Source organism: Bacillus sp. JJ1562, assembly GCF_036962705.1.
Taxonomy (GTDB): Bacteria; Bacillota; Bacilli; order Bacillales; family Bacillaceae_L; genus Ferdinandcohnia.
Map to the genome: position 1 here is coordinate 117,932 of NZ_JBALOQ010000008.1, position 18,511 is coordinate 136,442.

At 37.0% G+C, this 18,511-nt stretch carries 16 protein-coding genes; 12 read left to right on the top strand and 4 right to left on the bottom strand.

All coding sequences use genetic code 11. The annotated features are described in order from the left end of the window. The first annotated feature begins 105 nt into the window (after nt 1–105). The 3 genes from V7097_RS06040 (at nt 106) to V7097_RS06050 (ending at nt 3,464) form a co-directional block, all read left to right on the top strand. Entirely contained in the window at nt 106–732 is a 627-nt protein-coding gene (locus tag V7097_RS06040; RefSeq protein ID WP_335702705.1) for a YhbD family protein, read from the top strand. Nucleotides 733–747: 15 nt separating this feature from the next. After that, a complete protein-coding gene (locus tag V7097_RS06045) occupies nt 748–1,473 on the top strand; it encodes a polymer-forming cytoskeletal protein (RefSeq protein ID WP_335702706.1) in 726 nt (241 codons plus the stop codon). Nucleotides 1,474–2,270: 797 nt separating this feature from the next. Continuing rightward, a complete protein-coding gene (locus tag V7097_RS06050) occupies nt 2,271–3,464 on the top strand; it encodes a DEAD/DEAH box helicase (RefSeq protein WP_335702707.1) in 1,194 nt (397 codons plus the stop codon). A gap of 278 nt (nt 3,465–3,742) precedes the next feature. Here the strand turns inward: V7097_RS06050 and V7097_RS06055 are convergent, their stop codons facing one another. Together V7097_RS06055 and V7097_RS06060 are read right to left on the bottom strand one after the other, a co-directional pair. After that, the gene (locus V7097_RS06055; RefSeq protein WP_335702708.1) at nt 3,743–4,393 is read right to left on the bottom strand and encodes a response regulator transcription factor; all 651 of its coding nucleotides are present in this window, start codon (nt 4,391–4,393) and stop codon (nt 3,743–3,745) included. Continuing rightward, entirely contained in the window at nt 4,394–5,587 is a 1,194-nt protein-coding gene (locus tag V7097_RS06060) for a sensor histidine kinase (protein WP_335702709.1), read from the bottom strand. Between the two features lie 238 nt (nt 5,588–5,825). On the opposite strand from V7097_RS06060, the gene V7097_RS06065 reads away from it, so the two are divergent. The 3 genes from V7097_RS06065 (at nt 5,826) to V7097_RS06075 (ending at nt 8,484) form a co-directional block, all read left to right on the top strand. Further along, the gene (locus V7097_RS06065; RefSeq protein ID WP_335702710.1) at nt 5,826–6,344 is read left to right on the top strand and encodes an HAAS domain-containing protein; all 519 of its coding nucleotides are present in this window, start codon (nt 5,826–5,828) and stop codon (nt 6,342–6,344) included. Nucleotides 6,345–6,347: 3 nt separating this feature from the next. Continuing rightward, on the top strand, nt 6,348–7,307 hold the full coding sequence (locus V7097_RS06070) for a DUF4097 family beta strand repeat-containing protein (RefSeq protein WP_335702711.1): 960 nt from the start codon (nt 6,348–6,350) through the stop codon (nt 7,305–7,307). A gap of 151 nt (nt 7,308–7,458) precedes the next feature. Continuing rightward, nucleotides 7,459–8,484 (top strand): Gfo/Idh/MocA family protein, encoded by a 1,026-nt coding sequence (locus V7097_RS06075; RefSeq protein ID WP_335702712.1) that lies wholly within the window; start codon nt 7,459–7,461, stop codon nt 8,482–8,484. 68 nt (nt 8,485–8,552) lie between these two features. Here the strand turns inward: V7097_RS06075 and V7097_RS06080 are convergent, their stop codons facing one another. Then, entirely contained in the window at nt 8,553–9,899 is a 1,347-nt protein-coding gene (locus V7097_RS06080; protein WP_335702713.1) for a hypothetical protein, read from the bottom strand. A 250-nt stretch (nt 9,900–10,149) separates the two neighbouring features. Between V7097_RS06080 and V7097_RS06085 the strand changes: the two genes are divergently transcribed. From V7097_RS06085 to V7097_RS06105, 5 genes are all read left to right on the top strand, one after another. Then, complete coding sequence (locus V7097_RS06085; protein ID WP_335702714.1) at nt 10,150–10,647, top strand: TRAP transporter small permease; 498 nt, start codon at nt 10,150–10,152, stop codon at nt 10,645–10,647. Next, a complete protein-coding gene (locus V7097_RS06090; RefSeq protein ID WP_335702715.1) occupies nt 10,648–11,943 on the top strand; it encodes a TRAP transporter large permease in 1,296 nt (431 codons plus the stop codon). 55 nt (nt 11,944–11,998) lie between these two features. Next, nucleotides 11,999–13,021: a TRAP transporter substrate-binding protein gene (locus tag V7097_RS06095; protein WP_335702716.1), complete on the top strand. Its 1,023-nt coding sequence runs from the start codon at nt 11,999–12,001 to the stop codon at nt 13,019–13,021. Nucleotides 13,022–13,140: 119 nt separating this feature from the next. Next, complete coding sequence (locus V7097_RS06100) at nt 13,141–14,991, top strand: sensor histidine kinase (RefSeq protein ID WP_335702717.1); 1,851 nt, start codon at nt 13,141–13,143, stop codon at nt 14,989–14,991. Beyond that, nucleotides 14,966–15,709, top strand: a complete 744-nt coding sequence (locus V7097_RS06105) for a response regulator transcription factor (protein ID WP_335702718.1) — start codon at nt 14,966–14,968, stop codon at nt 15,707–15,709. Before V7097_RS06100 ends, V7097_RS06105 begins: the two co-directional genes overlap by 26 nt. A 30-nt stretch (nt 15,710–15,739) precedes the next feature. Here V7097_RS06105 and V7097_RS06110 read toward each other — a convergent pair whose 3' ends face one another. Beyond that, nucleotides 15,740–16,726 carry a LacI family DNA-binding transcriptional regulator gene (locus tag V7097_RS06110; protein WP_335702719.1) on the bottom strand — a complete coding sequence of 329 codons (987 nt, stop codon included), beginning with the start codon at nt 16,724–16,726 and terminating at the stop codon, nt 15,740–15,742. 336 nt (nt 16,727–17,062) lie between these two features. On the opposite strand from V7097_RS06110, the gene uxaC reads away from it, so the two are divergent. Further along, the gene (gene uxaC / locus V7097_RS06115; RefSeq protein ID WP_335702720.1) at nt 17,063–18,463 is read left to right on the top strand and encodes a glucuronate isomerase; all 1,401 of its coding nucleotides are present in this window, start codon (nt 17,063–17,065) and stop codon (nt 18,461–18,463) included. The last annotated feature ends 48 nt before the right edge of the window (nt 18,464–18,511 follow it).

Below are 18,511 nucleotides of genomic sequence, written 5' to 3' on the forward strand. Positions count from 1 at the left end.
GAGGTTTCAAGTCCCACTAATTATTTTCAAGTTTTTGTAAATTTATTATTGCATAACGTAACAGTGTTATGTTACATTGTTCTTACAGAAAGGAGCCGTTTAGAAATGAGTGAAGAGTTATTATCGAAAAAGGAATTACTTGAACATACAGGCATTTCTTATGGGCAGCTCTATAGATGGAAGCGAAAAGATCTAATCCCTGAGGAGTGGTTTATCCGTAAATCCACCTTTACTGGGCAGGAGACCTTTTTTCCAAAAGAAAGGATCTTAGAGAGAATTGATCGAATTCAAAAAATGAAGGAAAATTTATCCCTTGATGAAATGGCGGAAATGTTCTCGCCAAGTGTTGGAGAATTAAACCTCAGTAAAATGGAACTAGTGAAACGAGGCCTCGCTTCTGAAACAACCATCAATCTCTACCTAGAACAGAATTTAGAAAGCCCAGAACAGTTTCATTTTGAAGGAATCTTAACGGTCTATATTGTTGAAAAGCTTCTGAAATCAGGAGATATCAGTCTTGAGGAAGCTAAAATGGTGATCCAAGTTTCAAATGATAATTTTGCAAAAGAAAAACAAAGCTACGGTGAACTAGTCATCCTTCGCAAACTTGGTGTATCAACATGTTTTATTGTGCAAAGTACAACGGATTTGGTTATTGAACAAGGAACAAAGCTAATCGTCAAGATAGCTTTTGCAAATGAAATTGAAGAACTGCGAACTAAATTAATCTAATTTGGAGGTTAAAGTATGGTGAACTTTGAGAATCAAGGAAACTTAATTATTAACGGAATGGGATCTTCCGGTGGTGGTAGCTTTAATAAAGTATTAATTAATGGAAAAGGTAATGTCCACGGCGATGTGGAATGCAATGATTTTACGATAAATGGCACTGGCACTGTTACAGGGAATATAAAAGGAAATGAAGGCAAAATAAGCGGAAGTGGAAGCATTGAAGGCTCCATCGAATTTGATCGTTTTTCGATTGAAGGCACTGGTGGTATTCGTGACGATGCAAAAGTTAATAAAATGAAGATCTCAGGTAAAGGAAAAATCGGCGGTAGCTTAAAAGGGGAAGAAATAAGAATCAGAGGAAAAGCTACGATAGAACAAGATTGTGAGGCTGAAGAATTCAAAGGTGAAGGTGGCTTTGCAATCGGAGGATTATTAAACTCGGACGTAATCGATATCTCCATTGCAGGTGAATGTCGTGCGAAAGAAATCGGTGGTCGAACCATTAAGGTCAAGAAAGGCATCTTTAGTTTCCTAAATAATCTTTTTAAATCTGTCTATCCAGTTTCCCTGACGACAGAAATCATCGAGGCAGATGAAATTGAGATTGAATATACAAATGCGAAAATGGTTCGTGGAAACAACGTCATCATTGGACCAAACTGCGAAATTGAGGTTGTTGAATACAAAGGAACCTTCTCACAAGACCCATCCGCAAAAGTAAGAGAAGCTATAAAAATCTAATAGAACAATGTTTTGTTGATGTCCTTCATTTTTAGTGAGGGGCATTTTTGATGATTAGTGAGGACGCCGTATTCCAGTTATTAGGGGGTTGATGGTGCTCCAGCCGTACTGTAAGTGCATCATATTCCAGTTATTAGGAGTTTGGCGGCACTCCAGCTGCACTGGGAGTGCATAGAATTCCAGCTATTAGGAGTTTGATGGTACTCCAGCTACACTGGGAGTGCATAGAATTCCAGTTATTAGGAGTTTGACGGTACACCAGCTGCACTGGGAGTGCATAGAATTCCAGTTACTAGGAGGTTGGCGGTACTCCAGCTGCTCTGGAAGTACGCCATATTCCAGTTATTGGGAAGTTGATGGTACTCCAGCTGCTCTTGAAGCACGCCATATTCCAGTTATTAGGAAATTGACGGCACTCCAGTCGTACTGGGAGCACGCCGCATTCCAGTTATTAGGATGTTGGTGGCGCTCTAGCTGCACTGGGAGTCGCTATATACCAGTTATTAGGAGAATTAAGGCACTCCAGCCATTCTGGAAGTACGTCGCATTCCAGTTATTAGGAGGTTGGTGACACTCCAGTCGCTCTGGGAGTACGCCGCAATCCAGTTATTAGGAGGTTGGTGGTGTTCCAGAACAGACACAATTGCAAGTCATCAACTTTCTAACGAAATATTCATGATTAGTCCAATTAGAGACTAAACGTCCCCCGAACCAAGTTGTTTTTGCACTTTCTTCAAAAGATAGTTAGAATAAAAACTAGTCAATTTAAAGTGAACTGAATAAGGAAGGTACAAACAATGACAAAATGGTCTCAATTAGAAGAAATGAAACCTTTTATACAGGAAGTCTGGGAGGAATCTGGTTACGTGGCACCAACGGCTATTCAAGAAAAAGCCATCCCAGCAATACTTGAGGGAAAAGACGTCATATGCGAATCCCCGACTGGAACCGGGAAGACTCTTTCCTACTTACTACCTGCGATACAAAAGCTCGATGAAACAAAGAGCGGAATCCAGATTGTGATTCTTGCTCCATCCAGAGAACTTGTCATGCAGATTTTTGATGAGGTTAAAAAGTGGACGAAAGGCACAAATATCGTAAGCGCATCTTTCATTGGTGGTGCAAATGTAAAAAAACAGGTCGAGAAGCTAAAGGATCGTCCACAAATTGTGATTGGAACAACTGGCCGTATTATTGAACTTATCAAAATGAAAAAAATGAAAATGCATGAGGTTACGACTTTGATTGTTGATGAGGCGGACCAGCTCGTTTCAAATGAACATCTTTCGAATGTACAAAGCATTATTAAATCAACATTAAGGGATCGCCAAATTCTGTTCTTCTCAGCCACAATCTCTGAGCAAACTGAAAAGATTGCGAAGTCCTTAATGAACAACGCGGAGATGATTCGGGTACAACAAACCCTCAACCAGGAAAACACATCACACATCTATTTCCTAAGTGAACAGCGTGATAAAATTGATGTGCTTCGCAAAATTATGTTTACTGAGCCAGACAAGGCAATTGCTTTTATAAAAAGTCTTGAAAAGGTAGAAGAAATTGAATCAAAGTTAACCTATAACCATATTGATGTTGCGGTTCTTGCTGGAGAAGCGAAAAAACAGGAACGACAGCAATCGATGAAAAATTTCCGTGCCGGAAAAATTCCATTATTGCTAACAACCGATGTTGCAGCAAGGGGTCTTGATATTCAGGATGTCACCTATGTAATCCATTTTGATTTTCCGAAAACAACAGAACAATATGTTCACCGCTCAGGTCGAACAGGTCGAATGGGGAAAAAGGGTGTAGTCATCTCCATCGTCAATGCGCGTGAGGAAAGTTTCTTGAAAAAAATGGGGCATGAGTTAGGGATTACATTTAGTAAAAAGGACTTTTACAAAGGTGAAATAGTAGACGCTCGCGAGGAAAAAAAAGGTTCACCTAATACGCGAAAATCCCCAACTACAAAAAATATCAGAAAACCATAAACGTATCGAACAAACCATCCCAATCAGGATGGTTTGTTTTGATTCAAGAACATATCAAATGCGCCTTGGCGTATTTGCGCCCGATTTTTTGGCCCACAGGATGTGGAGTTTTTAGTCTTTGATCTTTCTACTCGAAAAGTTTCCTTTAAAAAATCGTGGCATCCGCCGAAGGCTTTAGGCCCACACGATGTGGGTCACTCAGACGTTGTCACAGGATGTGACGTTCTTAGTCTGAGTTCCTTAATTTCATTTGGTGTTTAAACCCCGACTGAATAAAGTTAAATTAACCCTTCCTGCTGTGCTTTTAATGCTGCTTGGAAACGGTCCTTCACGTCTAATTTATGATAAATATTGGATATGTAATTTTTGACGGTACCTTCTGATAAAAATAATCTTTCAGCGATATGTTTATTACTTAGCCCCAAAGCAAGGCATTCAAGCACCTCTTCTTCTCGGTCTGTTAAATTGTATCTTGTAGTATTCTCTTTTGTACTAGAGCCTTCGTTACTGTTAATTTGTTGGACGAGAAGTTTTGCTAAATCTTGTGGAAGCAGTGTACCGCCCTTATGGATCAGTTTTATGCCGGAAAGCAAATCCTTTGGATGTATCGCTTTTAACAAATAGCCTTCTGCACCTATCTTTAACGCATCAATAACATGATTCACCTCTTGGAAGGTGGTTAAGATGATAATTTTGATATCCGGCCAACGCTGCTTGATTATTTTAGTTGCCTCGATACCGTTCATTTCAGGCATATTAATATCCATAAGAATGATAGTAGGTTTATGCTGTTCGCATAGGCCAATAGCCTCAATCCCATTTTGTGCCAATCCAACAATTTCAATTTCATTATCCATACTCAACACAATTGATAGGCTTTCACGAATTAGCTCCTGATCATCCACAAGTAAGAGCTTAATCAAACTCATTTAGACTACCTCCTTTATAGGTACTGTAATTGTTAACTTAACTCCCCGGTGTTTTCCATTTGTAATCGTAAAGTTTCCATGTAAATCCCCAATACGTTCCTTCATTGCTGTTAAACCAAATCCGGGATTTAATGTCTCTATTGGGGTTCCGTTGTTTTCAACAGATAAAGTAATGTCGGTATGTGAAATTAGAAAATGAATGACAATCTTTGTTGCAGCACCATGCCTTTTTGCATTTGTAAGTGATTCCTGTAAACAGCGAATAAAAACAAGCTTAATTGAATTTGATACCGGATATTCGCTTCCTTGCTTATGGAACTGAACTTCTGTATCAGTATTCTCTTTGAAATCGGTAGCGATTTGTTCTAATAAAATCGATAATATCTCTTCACCTTCAGAGGGGGCGATTTCATGTATATGCTTTCTAATATCCTGCAAACCTTTACGTGAAACGTTAGCTAATAATTCAATCCTATCTTTTGCCTTCTCAATATCCGTTTCAAGTAAGTAAGAAACAGCATCAAGACCTACTGTGACAGAGGTAAAATGATGACCAATGGTGTCATGAAGCTCTTTTGCAAGCCGATTCCGTTCCTTGAGTAGAGTGACTTTTTCGATTTGCTCAGCATATTGCTGTAACACCCGATTCTGTTCTTGAATCAACCGATATTGCTTATTATTTTCTTCAATGATGCGGTCTGTTCTACGTTGTGATTGGATGACATAATTGAAGCAAGCGCCGAAGCCTAAGAAGATCAAGATATCAAAGTATTGTAGCAAATAAGAAACAGTGTCCAGTGACCATAGACGTGGCAATGGAAAGATGATTAGAAATATTGGAAATGTCCATTTAACAGTCGTCTTTGTAGCTAGGTAGCCAATCATTAAAAAGGACATTAAAATCACGGAGGTACCGAGATTCACCTGTAAAACGATGTTTACATAGATGGATGCCCCTCCTGTAAGGACGAACTCGGAGATTGGGTATAGGATAGGATTTTTATAGCCAGGCCTCCAAAACAGATGTGGTACAAGATAACAAACTGTTAAAATACCAACAAATAATAGATATGGTAAATCACCAAGAGCGTCAGCATCAATATAGAAGTAGATCATGCCGGATAGATACCAGCAAAGCCTTAGGAAAAAAATAAACCAGTCAATCCAGATCCAATTAGGGTCTGTTTTTTTCATATCCGCACCTCAATCTACAAGACTTTTTTCCTATCCCTACCTATATTACAAGAAATTAGGGAATTCTAGTAGTCTATAAAATGAAAAAATGTCATTTATGCAAATCATTTTGACAAAGTAAGTAAGGGTATTCCGTCATATTATCATTTACCTGTAATTTTGTGACTGGCTTCACTTTGGTCATATGACTTTTACTTTGTATGATAAGGTCATAGGAAGTTAGAAGGGACCGAGAAATATGAATAAAGACCAAATGCTTCAGGACTTGGAAGAACGATTGAAAGGGCTGCCGGCTGATGACCGACAAAAGCTAATTCAATTATATGAGGATCTTATCGATGTAGCCAAAGAAAATCGAAACGAGAATTCAAGCTTTATGGAGTCAGTTGCTTTAGAAGACAATTCTGAAGTACCCCATTTAGTAGAAAAAAAATCATATCGAAATAGCGGACGAATGATTCTTGCTTTAGTCAGCTTGATATTATTTAACAGTATTTTTGTATTGGGTCCAGCGATTGCGGTTATTTCCATCTATTTTTCACTTTTGATTGTGTCTTTTTGTTTTGTGGTATCACCCCTTTTAGTTGTGACGCAGGTGTTTGTTGGAGGATTCACTAGCTTGGAATTCTTTATTTCGATTCTGCTATGTGGAATTGGCATTATGCTTGGTGTGGGAATGGTAAAAGCAAGTAAAGGACTTTATAAGATTTTTGTTATGTATATAAATTGGAATTTAGGATTAATAAAAGGAGAATAAACAATGAGAAAAATAATGTATGGAGCGTTAATCTTTGTGTTGATCGGAGTTTTAGGCGTAATTATTACGTTGAATAACTCTGGAGTGGAGGCTTTTACCTTTAGTTCTGTAGATGTCAATGAAAAGCAAGAGGTTTCTTCTAAAGGGATTACAAATATCATCATTGATTCACCATCTGTTGATGTCAATGTAATTCCTACAAAGAAAGATCTGATTGAGGTTGAGTTTTCAGGGAAAGTAGGTAAAAAGAGTAAGGCACTATATAAACTCGATATTGACGAAGATGGTGAAACAGTAGAAATTACAATGGAAAAGAAAAACAAGCTCCAATTCATGATGTTTAATTTCACAAATGTAAGCCTTGATGTTGAAGTCCCAGAAAAAATGTATGATTCTCTTCAAATTATTGCATCTTCAGGTGATATAGCTGTAGAAGAAATTGATACGAAAGAAATGACGATAGAAACCCAATCCGGTGATATTGAAATAATGAATAGTAGGATTAAAGAGAGCCTAAATCTCGAAGCATCAAGTGGTGATGTAAAGGTTAAAGATACAAATGGTAATGTTATTGACATTCAGACTAGTAGCGGTGATATTACGGCAATAAATAATGAGGCAAAGGAAATTGAAATCCTTACAAGTAGTGGGGATATTGAGTCGAACAATCAAGCATCTGAAAAAATGAACATCAACACAGCCTCTGGGGATATTACAATCGATGCAGAAGAAGTAACAGGTGATATTACATTGGAAGCAAGTAGCGGTGACATCGAAGTAAGCTTTGTACAAATACCTGATGCCTTGGCAGTTGATTTTAAAAGTAGTTCAGGCGATGGAAATGCTGCAATTGAGGGAATAAAGTTCACCGAAAAATCAGATCACCGAATTCTGGGTGAAATCGGAGTAGGGGGATATCAGATTACTGTAAGAACAAGCTCTGGTGACTTTAAAATTAGATAATGACAGCACAACATGTAGCGAAAAAAGGGTAAACATTACTGAGAGTAGTTGTTTACCCTTTTTCATATTAATAAAATGATATACGTTTACATTTTAAAATAAAAGAGCCTATACTATTGGTAGTGATTGTATTATTTAGGAGGCTGGTTTCATGACAAATAAGCTGAAAATCGGAATCGTAGGATCCGGAAGCATTGCGAATACCCATATAAAAAGCATAATTGAAGTGCCAAGCGCTGAACTAGTTGCCGTCTACTCGCGGAATAAGGAAACTGTTCAAAAACTGGCAGATACATACAATTTAAAAGCTTACACAGACTACGAAGATTTTTTAAAAAATGCTGGAATCGATATGGTTGCCATCGTTACACCAAGTGGTACCCATGCTGAACTAGGAATTGCTGCTGCAAAGGCGGGCAAGCATGTAATTGTAGAAAAACCAATTGATATTACCATAGAAAGAACAAATCAACTCATTGAAGCTTGTAAACAGGCAAATGTCACATTAAGCTGTATTTTCCAGCATCGTTTCGATGAAGCCATTCAAGATATTAAAAAAGTATTGAACGAAGGCGAGTTTGGTCAATTAAACTTTGGAGCTGCTCGCACAACAATCTATCGCTCGCAGGAATATTATGATAGCGGTGCTTGGCGTGGTACATGGGAATTGGACGGTGGAGGTGCTTTAATCAACCAATCGATTCATTATATTGATCTTCTTTTATATGTAATGGGTCCAGTTGAGGAGGTTTATGCCTATACTGCAACCCGTGCGCATGAACGCATCGAAGTTGAGGATATCGCAGTGGCGACTGTAAAATTTAAATCGGGTGCACTTGGCCTTATTGAGGGGAATACGACTGCTTATCCTGGATTTTCAACAACACTTGATATATTTGGTACAAACGGAAGTGTCATTATCGAAAACGACAATGTGAAGGAATGGAAATTTAAGAGTGGCTTAGAATACGGGAATGCAAAAGGACAAACTCATAACGATGTGGCATCGCCAAATGTAAAAAATAATCAATCCTTCGTACAACAATATACAGACGTCGTTCAAGCCATATTAGAAAATCGGACACCGCTTGTGACTGGTGAAGAAGCAAAAAAATCACTTGAATTAATATTGGCAATCTACCAATCGGCAAGAGAAGGAAGACCAGTAAAACTATAACGAGTGCAAAGTAGTGTCTCAGATAAAAAGCAGCCCTGTCTCAGAATGAAACTGAGGCAGGGCTGTTTTCATAATAAGCACAGTGCCATAACCGTACCTACTCCACTAAATAAAAAGGCGAAGCCCATATTCCATAAAGACACCTTATATGAATTAACATGCAATAAATCTCCAGTAATTGAAACGGAAACATTAAATGGCCCGGCAATCGTTGTTGATAAAGCCGATGTAATTAGAACTAAGCTCAAAGATAATGGATTCACAATCTGCAAAATAGGTTCGATTATCGCAGTTAATATACTTAACGTAACCAATGGATGAAACCCGGTAAGTGCAAGGGCAAGGAATAGGATCTGAATAAATATAAATAAGAATACCGGATAGTGACTTAAGTTTGTAAAAGGCTCCTGCAGGTAATCTATAAAACTCGAATCCCCTAAATTACTTGTGAAGAATCCAACCCCTAAAAAGAGAACCATATTACTTTTTAATCCAATCGTACGCGTTTTCCATAATGGAACAGCGTATGTCACATAGGATTTTAAACGTTTAATTAAAATCGCCCAAATAAACGAAAATGGGACAATTACAATTGCAATCGTTTGTAGAAATCCAATATGTAAAAGTTGATTCACACCCACAATCACAATCATAAACAAAATTAAGTAGATAACTAGAGAAAAGACCTTTTGTTTCATAAGGTGTTTGGTGCTTGCAGAGGACATGGTTCCGCCTTCTTCAGCAAAATCATTTTTCTTATATGAAAAATGACCGATTAACCAATTTAATAAAAGTAAGATCATGGTAAATAGAATTAACCACGGTAAAATATGAAGGTATGGAATATGTGTATACTCAATTGTTAAAATCACCAGTAATTCCATAGGGGAAATCACAATGCCAAATACATATCCTCTAAGCATCGCTTGGGCGATAAATTTATTTCTTAGTTTTTCACCAAACTGCAACACATTTTTTTCAATAACAGCCTTTACAAGAGGAAGAGTTGCAAGATTTAGAAACCCACCTAATAAAAACGTTACAATGGATGTCCGTCCATATAATTGTCCAAGATGCTGGATACGGACCTTTAATAGTTTACTAACCTGTTGGTCATAACGACCGACAATGATAATGGAATTAATAAAAGGAAGTACATAAAAGATAGCTAAAAGCGGAATCATCGATGTCATATACAAGGGAAGTTCAGCTACACCTCTTCCTTCCAAGAAAAATACAAGGGCACCAATTCCGACAAAAATAACACTGATAGAGCTAAATAGCTTGGATGTTCCTTTGATGGATACAAGCCATGCAACCATCGCTAAAACCCCAATAAAATAGGAAAGCCATTCAACGTTAATGATTAGATTAATAAAGTAAGATATAAATAATAAGCCATATAAATAGAACATGTGACCTCTCCTACGTGTCTTTACGTTTTCATTGAATATTCACATTATAGCAGTACAAGAAATAATTGTGTACGAAATTAAAATTCCCCATCATTACTAATATTCATAAACCCCCATATTCATAATGCTCTTTTTCCCTTACCTAAAAAAAACACAAATTTCTCTAAAAAAATACCATTTCAATAATATTCTCAAAACAGTAATATTTGAGATGAGAAAACGCTTTCTTTAGAAAAAGGGGGGAAAACATATGAATCTGTTAAAGAAAATATATTCATTAATTGACAACGTTTTCGAAAAATTAACGCTTATTTCTCTGGTGTCACTTGTAGTTATTGTTACGATGCAAGTTGGTACTAGATACTTCTTTAACTTCGTATTTTTTTGGTCGGAAGAAATTACTCTATTATTATTAGGCTGGTTTGCCTTTATGGGGATTGCGATTGGTTTTCGCGAATACGTTCATTTAGGTATTGATTCCTTCACTAATCTCTTTCCAAAAGGGTTTAACAAAGTATTAGATATTATTATTAATCTAAGTGTTTTTGCCTTTGGAATTTATCTTGTTGTTCAAGGATGGCAGTTTACGGTTCTGATGATGGACTCAACTCTTCCAGCAACAAAACTTCCAAGTAGTGCTACGTATCTGACCATGCCAGTTACAGGAGTCATGATATGTTTATACTCACTACTACATCTATTCAATGTAGATACAGCAAGATATCAAGAACTGGAGGAGGGGATGTAGGTGGCAAGCACCACGATTGCAATTACTATTTTAGTGTCGAGTTTCGTACTGTTGATCTTGTTTAGATTTCCAATCGCACTCACACTCGTTATTTCATCATTACTAACAGTACTTTATTTAGATATACCTCTACCGGTTATTGGACAACAAATGGTGCAAGGGATTAATTCCTTCTCCTTACTGGCAATTCCATTTTTTATCTTAACAGGACAAATAATGAGTGCCGGAGGATTAGCTAATAGGATTGTTAACTTTGCAAAATTATTGGTTGGTAGAATTCGAGGAGGTCTTGCGATGGTAGATAGCGTAGCCTCACTCTTCTTCGGAAATATTTCTGGTTCTGCTGTAGCAGACGTTTCATCAGTAGGGTCTGTTATGATTCCGATGATGAAAAAGAATGGGTATGAAGCTGATTATGCAGTAGGTGTTACCATTGCTTCTGCTATCCAAGGGGTAGTCGTTCCACCGAGTCATAACTTAGTATTATACTCATTAGCAGCAGGAGGCGTTTCCATTGCTAGCTTATTTATGGCTGGAATTGTCCCAGGAATTATGATGCTAACTGCACTATGTATTACAGGTTATATCATTGCAGTAAAGCGTGGATATAAAAAAGCAGAACCAATCCCTAGAAATCAAATCGGTGGTACTATTCTTCACGGGATTCTTTCTTTAAGCCCAGCAGTCATTATTTTAGGCGGAATCTTGAGTGGTATTTTCACTGCAACAGAATCAGGAGCATTAGCTTGTCTATATTCCTTTATTTTAGCTTTCGTTGTATATAGAGATGCACCATTCTCAAGTATTTGGCCAATTTTAAAAAGAACTTTGAAAACCGTTTCAATGGTTTTCTTCCTAATCGCTGCTTCAGCGGCATTTGGTTGGCTGTTAGCTTTCCTAAAAATACCGGCTGCGGTAACAGATTTATTACTAGGTATCTCAGATAATCCACTTATCATTCTATTAATCATTAACATTATCTTACTTTTACTTGGTGCACCAATGGATATGGCACCGATGATTCTAATCATGACACCAATTCTTTTACCTGTTGTAACTAGCTTCGGAATGGATCCTGTACACTTCGGGATTGTACTCATTTTAAATGCAGGTATTGGATTATTAACGCCACCTGTTGGAACTGTTTTATTCGTGGGTAGTGCGATTGGAAAAATATCGATTGCCCAAGCTACAAAAGGAATGATGCCATTCTTCTATGCATTACTAATTGTTCTATTAATTATCACTTATGTTCCTGGGGTTGTAATGTGGCTTCCAAATCTATTAGCCAGCTAACCTTGAATTAGGTGTAATTATAAAAATCAAACATACTTTTAGGGGGAATAACAGAATGAAAAGCAAAAAGTTTTTAGGTATTATCGCAACTACGCTTCTAGCTACATCTGTTCTTGCAGCATGTGGCGGACAAGATAAAGCTGGATCATCTGATGATGGTTCTAAAAAAGAAGAAGCTAAGCTTACATTACGCTTAGCGGATAACCACCCAGTAGATTACCCAACAGTAATTGGGGACCAAAAATTTGCTGATTTAGTAAGTGAAAGAACAGACGGTAGAATTACAATTGAAGTATTTCCATCCGGACAGCTTGGAGATGAAAAATCAGTACTTGAGCAAGTTCAACTAGGTGCGATTGACTTTGCTAGAACAAATGCAAGTCCATTAGCAGAATTTAATGCTGAATTAGCTGTATTCTCAGTTCCTTACTTATTCGATAATGATGATCATTTATGGAGCTTCTTGAATAGTGAAACTGGAACATCTTTATTAGATGGTTTACAAGAAGCAAAAATGCAAGGTCTTGCTTACTATGATTCAGGTTCTCGTAACTACTATTCATCTAAGCCTTTAACAAGTGTTGAAGACTTAAAAGGATTAAAAATCCGTGTTCAACAAAGTGAAATGAACATCAAATTATTAGATGCATTAGGCGCAAGTGCAACTCCAATGCCATATGGAGAAGTATTCTCTGCATTACAAACAGGAATCATCGATGGTGCTGAAAACAATTTACCAAGCTTTGACTCATCAAACCATTTCCAAGAAGCAAAACATATTATTATGGATGGACATCAACGTATTCCAGAAATTTTGTTAATGAGTAAAGTAGGTTGGGACAAGCTTTCTGATAAAGATAAAGAAATCATCAAACAAGCTGCTATTGACTCTGTTGAAACACAAAGACAAGCATGGGCTGATTACGAGAAAAAATCTTTACAAAAAATTACAGATGCAGGTGTAACAATCACAGAAGTTAAAGATCTAGCTCCTTGGCAAGAAGCTGTTAAACCTGTAAAAGATGAGTTTGCAAAATCTTACCCAGATCTTATTAAAGCAGTAGAAGAAGCAAAATAATTCGATTATTAATATGAAAAACAGCCTACCTAGTAGTATCCTCTATTTACTAGGTAGGCGTTTTTCATTATGATGAAAGATAAGAGGACATCTGGACTTACGGAAAGGACAAAATGAGAATGCTAGGAACTAAAATTGCAGGATTTATTGAACGTTACATTTTATTAAAAAATAGATCAATTATGGCGAAGCTTTTTGTCTTTTCTAGTATTCTGGTGGTTTTTCCAGTTCTAGCCGTCGGTTTAATTTCCTATAGGACTTCATCCATTCAATTGGAGGAAGAGTTCAAGCAATCAAGTAGTCAAATTATGGAGCAAGTAGAGACGCATATCGAATATTATGAACAGGATTTTGAAATTACGAGTTTAAAAATTATTAACTCACCAGATTTTAAACCCTTATTAAGAACGGATTATAGGATATTTGATCAAGAAGTTACTGAACCAGCTAGAAATGTCTTAAAAAACGCAGCATATTCACGACCTGACATTTCAAACATAACGGCCATACTCGATAATGGGCTTGTAATTGACACCCTAGGGGAGCGTAATTATTACCCGGCAACTAAAATAGAAGATGAATATTGGTTTTCATCTTTACCTAATACTGGGATGGTCATGTTAGTAAGTAGGATGTTAAAAATAAAGGACAAAGAGGAACCTGTCATTTCGCTTGTAAGGCGACTCTACAATCCACATACATTAAAGCCTATAGGTATTCTTGTAATCGATATTAATTTCAAGAGAATTAGAGAAATTTCGAGTATGGTCACATTAAGTGAAAATGGGAATTTTTTTATCCTAGATAATAAAGGGCACTATGTGTATCATCCTGATTCTCAAAAACTTGGAACAAGGGTCGAATACATGCAGCTATTAAAACTAGGTGAGCAAGAAAGTGGATCATTAATTATTGAGAACGACCAAAAGGTATTCGTTTCCTATTCCCTATCTTCAAACATAGGATGGAGATTTTTTACAGCTGTTCCATACCAGGATTTAAGGGGTCCTATTAAACAAATACGAACTGTTATTACATGGACAATCGTTATTTCACTTATTTTCGCTTATCTTTGGGGTACAGTTTTTACACGTAGAATCGTACGCCCTATAAGAAGACTGAAGCGTTATATGAAAGAGGTTGAAGTAGGAAACTTAAGCGGAAGAGTAAAAGTAGAATCTAGTGATGAAATTGGTCAATTAACACATGGGTTTAATAATACAGTTGAAAGACTTTCTAATCTGTTGGAGGAAGTCTATGTATCGAAGTTAAAAGAAGCAGAGCTGTCACTTAATAAAAAGGAGACCGAATTAAAGGTTCTTCAGTCGCAAATTAATCCGCATTTTTTGCATAATTCTTTAGAAACGATAAGAGGGATGGCCCTTGAAGAGGGAAAAGCAGAGATTGCAAGTATTTCCTACTCACTAGGAAAATTGCTACGATATAATTTAAGGAATAATTCGCCAATTGTAAGCTTTGGAGAAGAAATAAAAGTTGCAGAGCTGTATTTGCAGATCCAAAAGTATCGTTTTGAGGAACGATTTACTTATTCATTTGATATTCCTGATGGGGTAAGTGATCAGAAGGTTGTGAAATTCTCGCTACAACCAATCCTTGAAAATTGCTTTGTCCATGCTTATGGAACGAATTGTGGAAATATCCATATTACAATAAAGGTAGAATTATCCTCTGAAGCAAGCTTTATCATTCGAATAATCGATAATGGAAAAGGGATGGACGAGAAAGTTTTAGAAGAATTAAATCGAAAATTAGCACAGAGCTCGATCATCTTAGACGGACAGCATATAGGGATCATGAATGTCCATCAAAGAATACGATATCTGTTTGGTGAACATTTTGGAGTGTCAATCGTCAGTCAAAAAAGGATAGGTACAGAAGTAAATATCACATTACCTCTCATTGAAAATAAGGATGTGGAGTCAAATGAAAACGATTTTACTAGTGGATGATGAGAGATGGGTACGAAAGGCATTAATTTGGACGATAAAGCAATTAAATCTACCATTACAAGTCGTTCATGAATGTGGCAATGGCCTTGAAGCGCTAGATTGGGTAAAAGAAAATGAGGTAGATTTAATCATAACCGATATTCGTATGCCGGTTATGGACGGTATCCAATTAGTGAAAGAACTAGGAAGCTTAGATAAAACAGTGGACGTTGTCGTCATTAGCGTCCATGATGAATTTCAATTTGTCCAGCAAGCCCTAAGGAGTGGGGTATTTGATTATCTATTGAAGCCAATCGATGAAGAAGAATTAAGAGCCTGCCTAGTAAAATGGTTGGAAAAAAGCACAACCATTGTAAATAAAGAAAACGATGTGTCTGAAGAAATTCTTCCAGCCACTTCAATTGAAAAGGTACTAGAGTATATTTCAAAAACACCTTTAAACCAACTGAACTTAAAGGATGCCGCAAGTCATATTCACATGAATCCAAGTTATCTAAGTCAATTGTTCAAGCAACAATTGAACAAGAAATTTGTTGATTACGTGACCGAAATTAAAATACAAGAGGGTAAAAAACTATTGGCTAACACAACCTTAAGAATGTCGGAAATTGCAGATAGACTTGGGTATGCCGATGTGGCTTACTTCAGCAATAACTTCAAGAGAATGACGGGACTTTCTCCCTCAGATTACCGGAAATCAACCATTATGAATAAATAAAAAGGAGGCTAGATTGAAAGGATCTAGCCTCTAACTATGTCCGCTACGAGCACAGGAAATTCGTTCATTGATTTTTGGGGTTAAATGTTTAATAGATGGTGTCACTTCTTTAGTCTTTATTCGGGTTAACAGAGTGCTCACCATATTGCTCGCAATCTCCTCAACAGGTACCCCAACACTCGTTAATGGAATCTCTAAATTTGCCATTTGTGGAATATTATCGTAGCTTATCACAGATATATCCTTTGGAATAATGTAACTTGCCTCACGCAATGCACGAACAACCCCAGCGCTTATATCATAACTTGAACCAACAATCGCAGTTGGCTCGGACGTATTCGAAAGCAAGCGTTTCGTAGCTACATAGCCCTCATACCAACCAAGTCCAGCTGTATTGATAAAATTCTGACTGGTAATGGGAAGGTTAAAGCTGTTCATCGCTTTTTTGATTCCAAGAAATTTTTCGGATTGCCGATCATCAATTGGGGAAAAATCACCTACATAGGCAATATTTCTGTGTCCAAGATGATATAAATACTCAATTGCCATTTCCATTGCTGCCTGATAATTAACATCGATAACAGAATGGTTATGATTTCGACCAACCCCATAAGTAACAAGGGGAATTGTGATCGCATCTAGTATGTCATGATTCTGCTCATCGAACACAATGACCCCATCCACCTGAAACCGCTTAAACATTTCAAGTGATTCTTCGATGGAGTTGACTGATAAGATCATCGAATAGGAATTTGCCCTGATTTCTTCATTGATTTTTGAGACTAATGTAGAAGGGGCAATCCTTTCTAGTGTTGGCCAAATTAAACCAATGACCTTTGATTGCTTAGATACCAGCTGTTGTGCAGCAAGGTTTGGCTCATATCCAAGTTCTTTAGCAATTTTCAATATTTTATTTTTCGTTTCAGGTTTTACTAGCGGGCTATTGTTCAACGCTTTTGAGACAGTCGAGTAGCTCACACCTGCCATTTGAGCGATATCCTTTATCGTGATATTCATGAAAAACCACCTATTAATTGAGATCATTTAATGATTAACAACGTTATTAAAAATAATATCATTTATTATGCTTTTTTTACAGTTGATATTCGAGAATATCAGTAAAAAGGCTTGAAAACAGTCTTTGATTAATTTAAGATGAAGAGGGAATAACAACGTTGTTATTTCTATTTTATCAAAAGTAATTGAAAACGATTGCTCGTGCTTTCAATAAGATTTACATATGGTGTGGCCAAAATAATGGATTTATAGACTTTTAAAAAAGTAATCGATGATTCCATTATTTATTTTCATACCTTTTGGGTTACTATAAAAAATAAAAAGCAGGTGGACAAGATGAAAAAATTTATGGATGAAACATTTTTATTATCAAATGACACTGCAGTAGCTTTGTACAATAATTTTGCAAAGGATATGCCAATTATTGACTATCACTGCCATTTAAGTCCTCAAGAAATTTATGAAAACAAAACCTTCAAAAACATTACTGAAGCATGGCTATACGGTGACCACTACAAATGGAGAGCGCTGAGAGCAAATGGGATTGAAGAAGAATACATAACAGGTAATGCATCAGATTATGATAAATTTGTTGCTTGGGCGAAAACAGTTCCAATGACAATTGGAAACCCATTATTTAACTGGACTCACCTTGAGCTTCAACGCTTCTTCGATGTTCATGAGCTTTTAAACGAAAAATCCGCTCCAGAAATCTGGGAAAAAGTAAACAATAAGCTTACTGGCGAAGGATTCGGAGCAAGAGACTTAATTAAAAAATCAAATGTAGAAGTCGTTTGTACTACTGACGATCCAACTGATTCTTTAGAGTATCACAAGCTTATTGCTGAAGATGCAAGCTTTGATGTGAAAGTATTACCAAGCTTCCGTCCAGACAAAGGCTTAGAAATCAACCAAGCCACTTTTGTTGAGTGGGTGAAAAAACTAAGTGAAGTTTCAGGTATTGAGATTTCTAGCTATGATGATTTATTAAAAGCATTAGAAAACCGAATCGACTTCTTCCATTCACTTGGTGGACGCGTATCTGACCACGCACTTAACACAATGATGTATGAGCACACAACTAAGGAAGAAGCTGCAGCAGCGTTTGAAAAAGGAATCAAGGGTGAAAAGGTTTCTGTCGAAGAAGAGACTAAGTATAAATCCTATACGTTAGTTTTCTTAGGAAAAGAATATGCAAAACGCGATTGGGCTATGCAATTACATATTCACGCATTGCGTAACAACAACACAAGAATGGTTGGAAAGCTAGGACCAGACACTGGTTATGACAGCATTAATGATGGTGAATTAGCTCGTCCATTAAACCAATTACTTGATGCACTTGCTACGGAAGATGCATTACCAAAAACAATTTTGTATTCATTAAATCCAAACGACAACTACATCCTTGGCACAACAATCGGTAACTTCCAAGGTGGAGGAAAACCAGGTAAAATGCAATTCGGAACTGCTTGGTGGTTCAACGATCAAAAAGAAGGTATGCTTGAGCAAATGAAAGCATTAGCAAACCTGGGCTTATTTAGCCGTTTCATCGGTATGCTAACTGACTCCAGAAGCTTCCTATCATATACAAGACATGAATATTTCAGACGTTTAGTTTGTAACCTAATCGGAGAATGGGTTGAAAACGGTGAAGTTCCAAACGACATGGATTTACTAGGAGATGTTGTTAAAGGAATCTGCTACCAAAACGCAAAAGAGTACTTTGAGTTTTAATAATAATAGATAGTTGATAGCCCGCCATCTTGAACTGCACCAAAATTG

What these genes read in the sequence shown, in the direction of transcription:
- V7097_RS06070 (WP_335702711.1), top strand. Translation starts at nt 6,348, where the DNA reads ATGAGAAAAATAATGTATGGAGCGTTAATCTTTGTGTTGATCGGAGTT.
- V7097_RS06050 (WP_335702707.1), top strand. Translation starts at nt 2,271, where the DNA reads ATGACAAAATGGTCTCAATTAGAAGAAATGAAACCTTTTATACAGGAA.
- V7097_RS06040 (WP_335702705.1), top strand. Translation starts at nt 106, where the DNA reads ATGAGTGAAGAGTTATTATCGAAAAAGGAATTACTTGAACATACAGGC.
- uxaC (WP_335702720.1), top strand. Translation starts at nt 17,063, where the DNA reads ATGAAAAAATTTATGGATGAAACATTTTTATTATCAAATGACACTGCA.
- V7097_RS06110 (WP_335702719.1), bottom strand. Translation starts at nt 16,726, where the DNA reads ATGAATATCACGATAAAGGATATCGCTCAAATGGCAGGTGTGAGCTAC.
- V7097_RS06100 (WP_335702717.1), top strand. Translation starts at nt 13,141, where the DNA reads ATGCTAGGAACTAAAATTGCAGGATTTATTGAACGTTACATTTTATTA.
- V7097_RS06080 (WP_335702713.1), bottom strand. Translation starts at nt 9,899, where the DNA reads ATGTTCTATTTATATGGCTTATTATTTATATCTTACTTTATTAATCTA.
- V7097_RS06065 (WP_335702710.1), top strand. Translation starts at nt 5,826, where the DNA reads ATGAATAAAGACCAAATGCTTCAGGACTTGGAAGAACGATTGAAAGGG.
- V7097_RS06075 (WP_335702712.1), top strand. Translation starts at nt 7,459, where the DNA reads ATGACAAATAAGCTGAAAATCGGAATCGTAGGATCCGGAAGCATTGCG.
- V7097_RS06085 (WP_335702714.1), top strand. Translation starts at nt 10,150, where the DNA reads ATGAATCTGTTAAAGAAAATATATTCATTAATTGACAACGTTTTCGAA.
- V7097_RS06055 (WP_335702708.1), bottom strand. Translation starts at nt 4,393, where the DNA reads ATGAGTTTGATTAAGCTCTTACTTGTGGATGATCAGGAGCTAATTCGT.
- V7097_RS06095 (WP_335702716.1), top strand. Translation starts at nt 11,999, where the DNA reads ATGAAAAGCAAAAAGTTTTTAGGTATTATCGCAACTACGCTTCTAGCT.
- V7097_RS06045 (WP_335702706.1), top strand. Translation starts at nt 748, where the DNA reads ATGGTGAACTTTGAGAATCAAGGAAACTTAATTATTAACGGAATGGGA.
- V7097_RS06105 (WP_335702718.1), top strand. Translation starts at nt 14,966, where the DNA reads ATGAAAACGATTTTACTAGTGGATGATGAGAGATGGGTACGAAAGGCA.
- V7097_RS06060 (WP_335702709.1), bottom strand. Translation starts at nt 5,587, where the DNA reads ATGAAAAAAACAGACCCTAATTGGATCTGGATTGACTGGTTTATTTTT.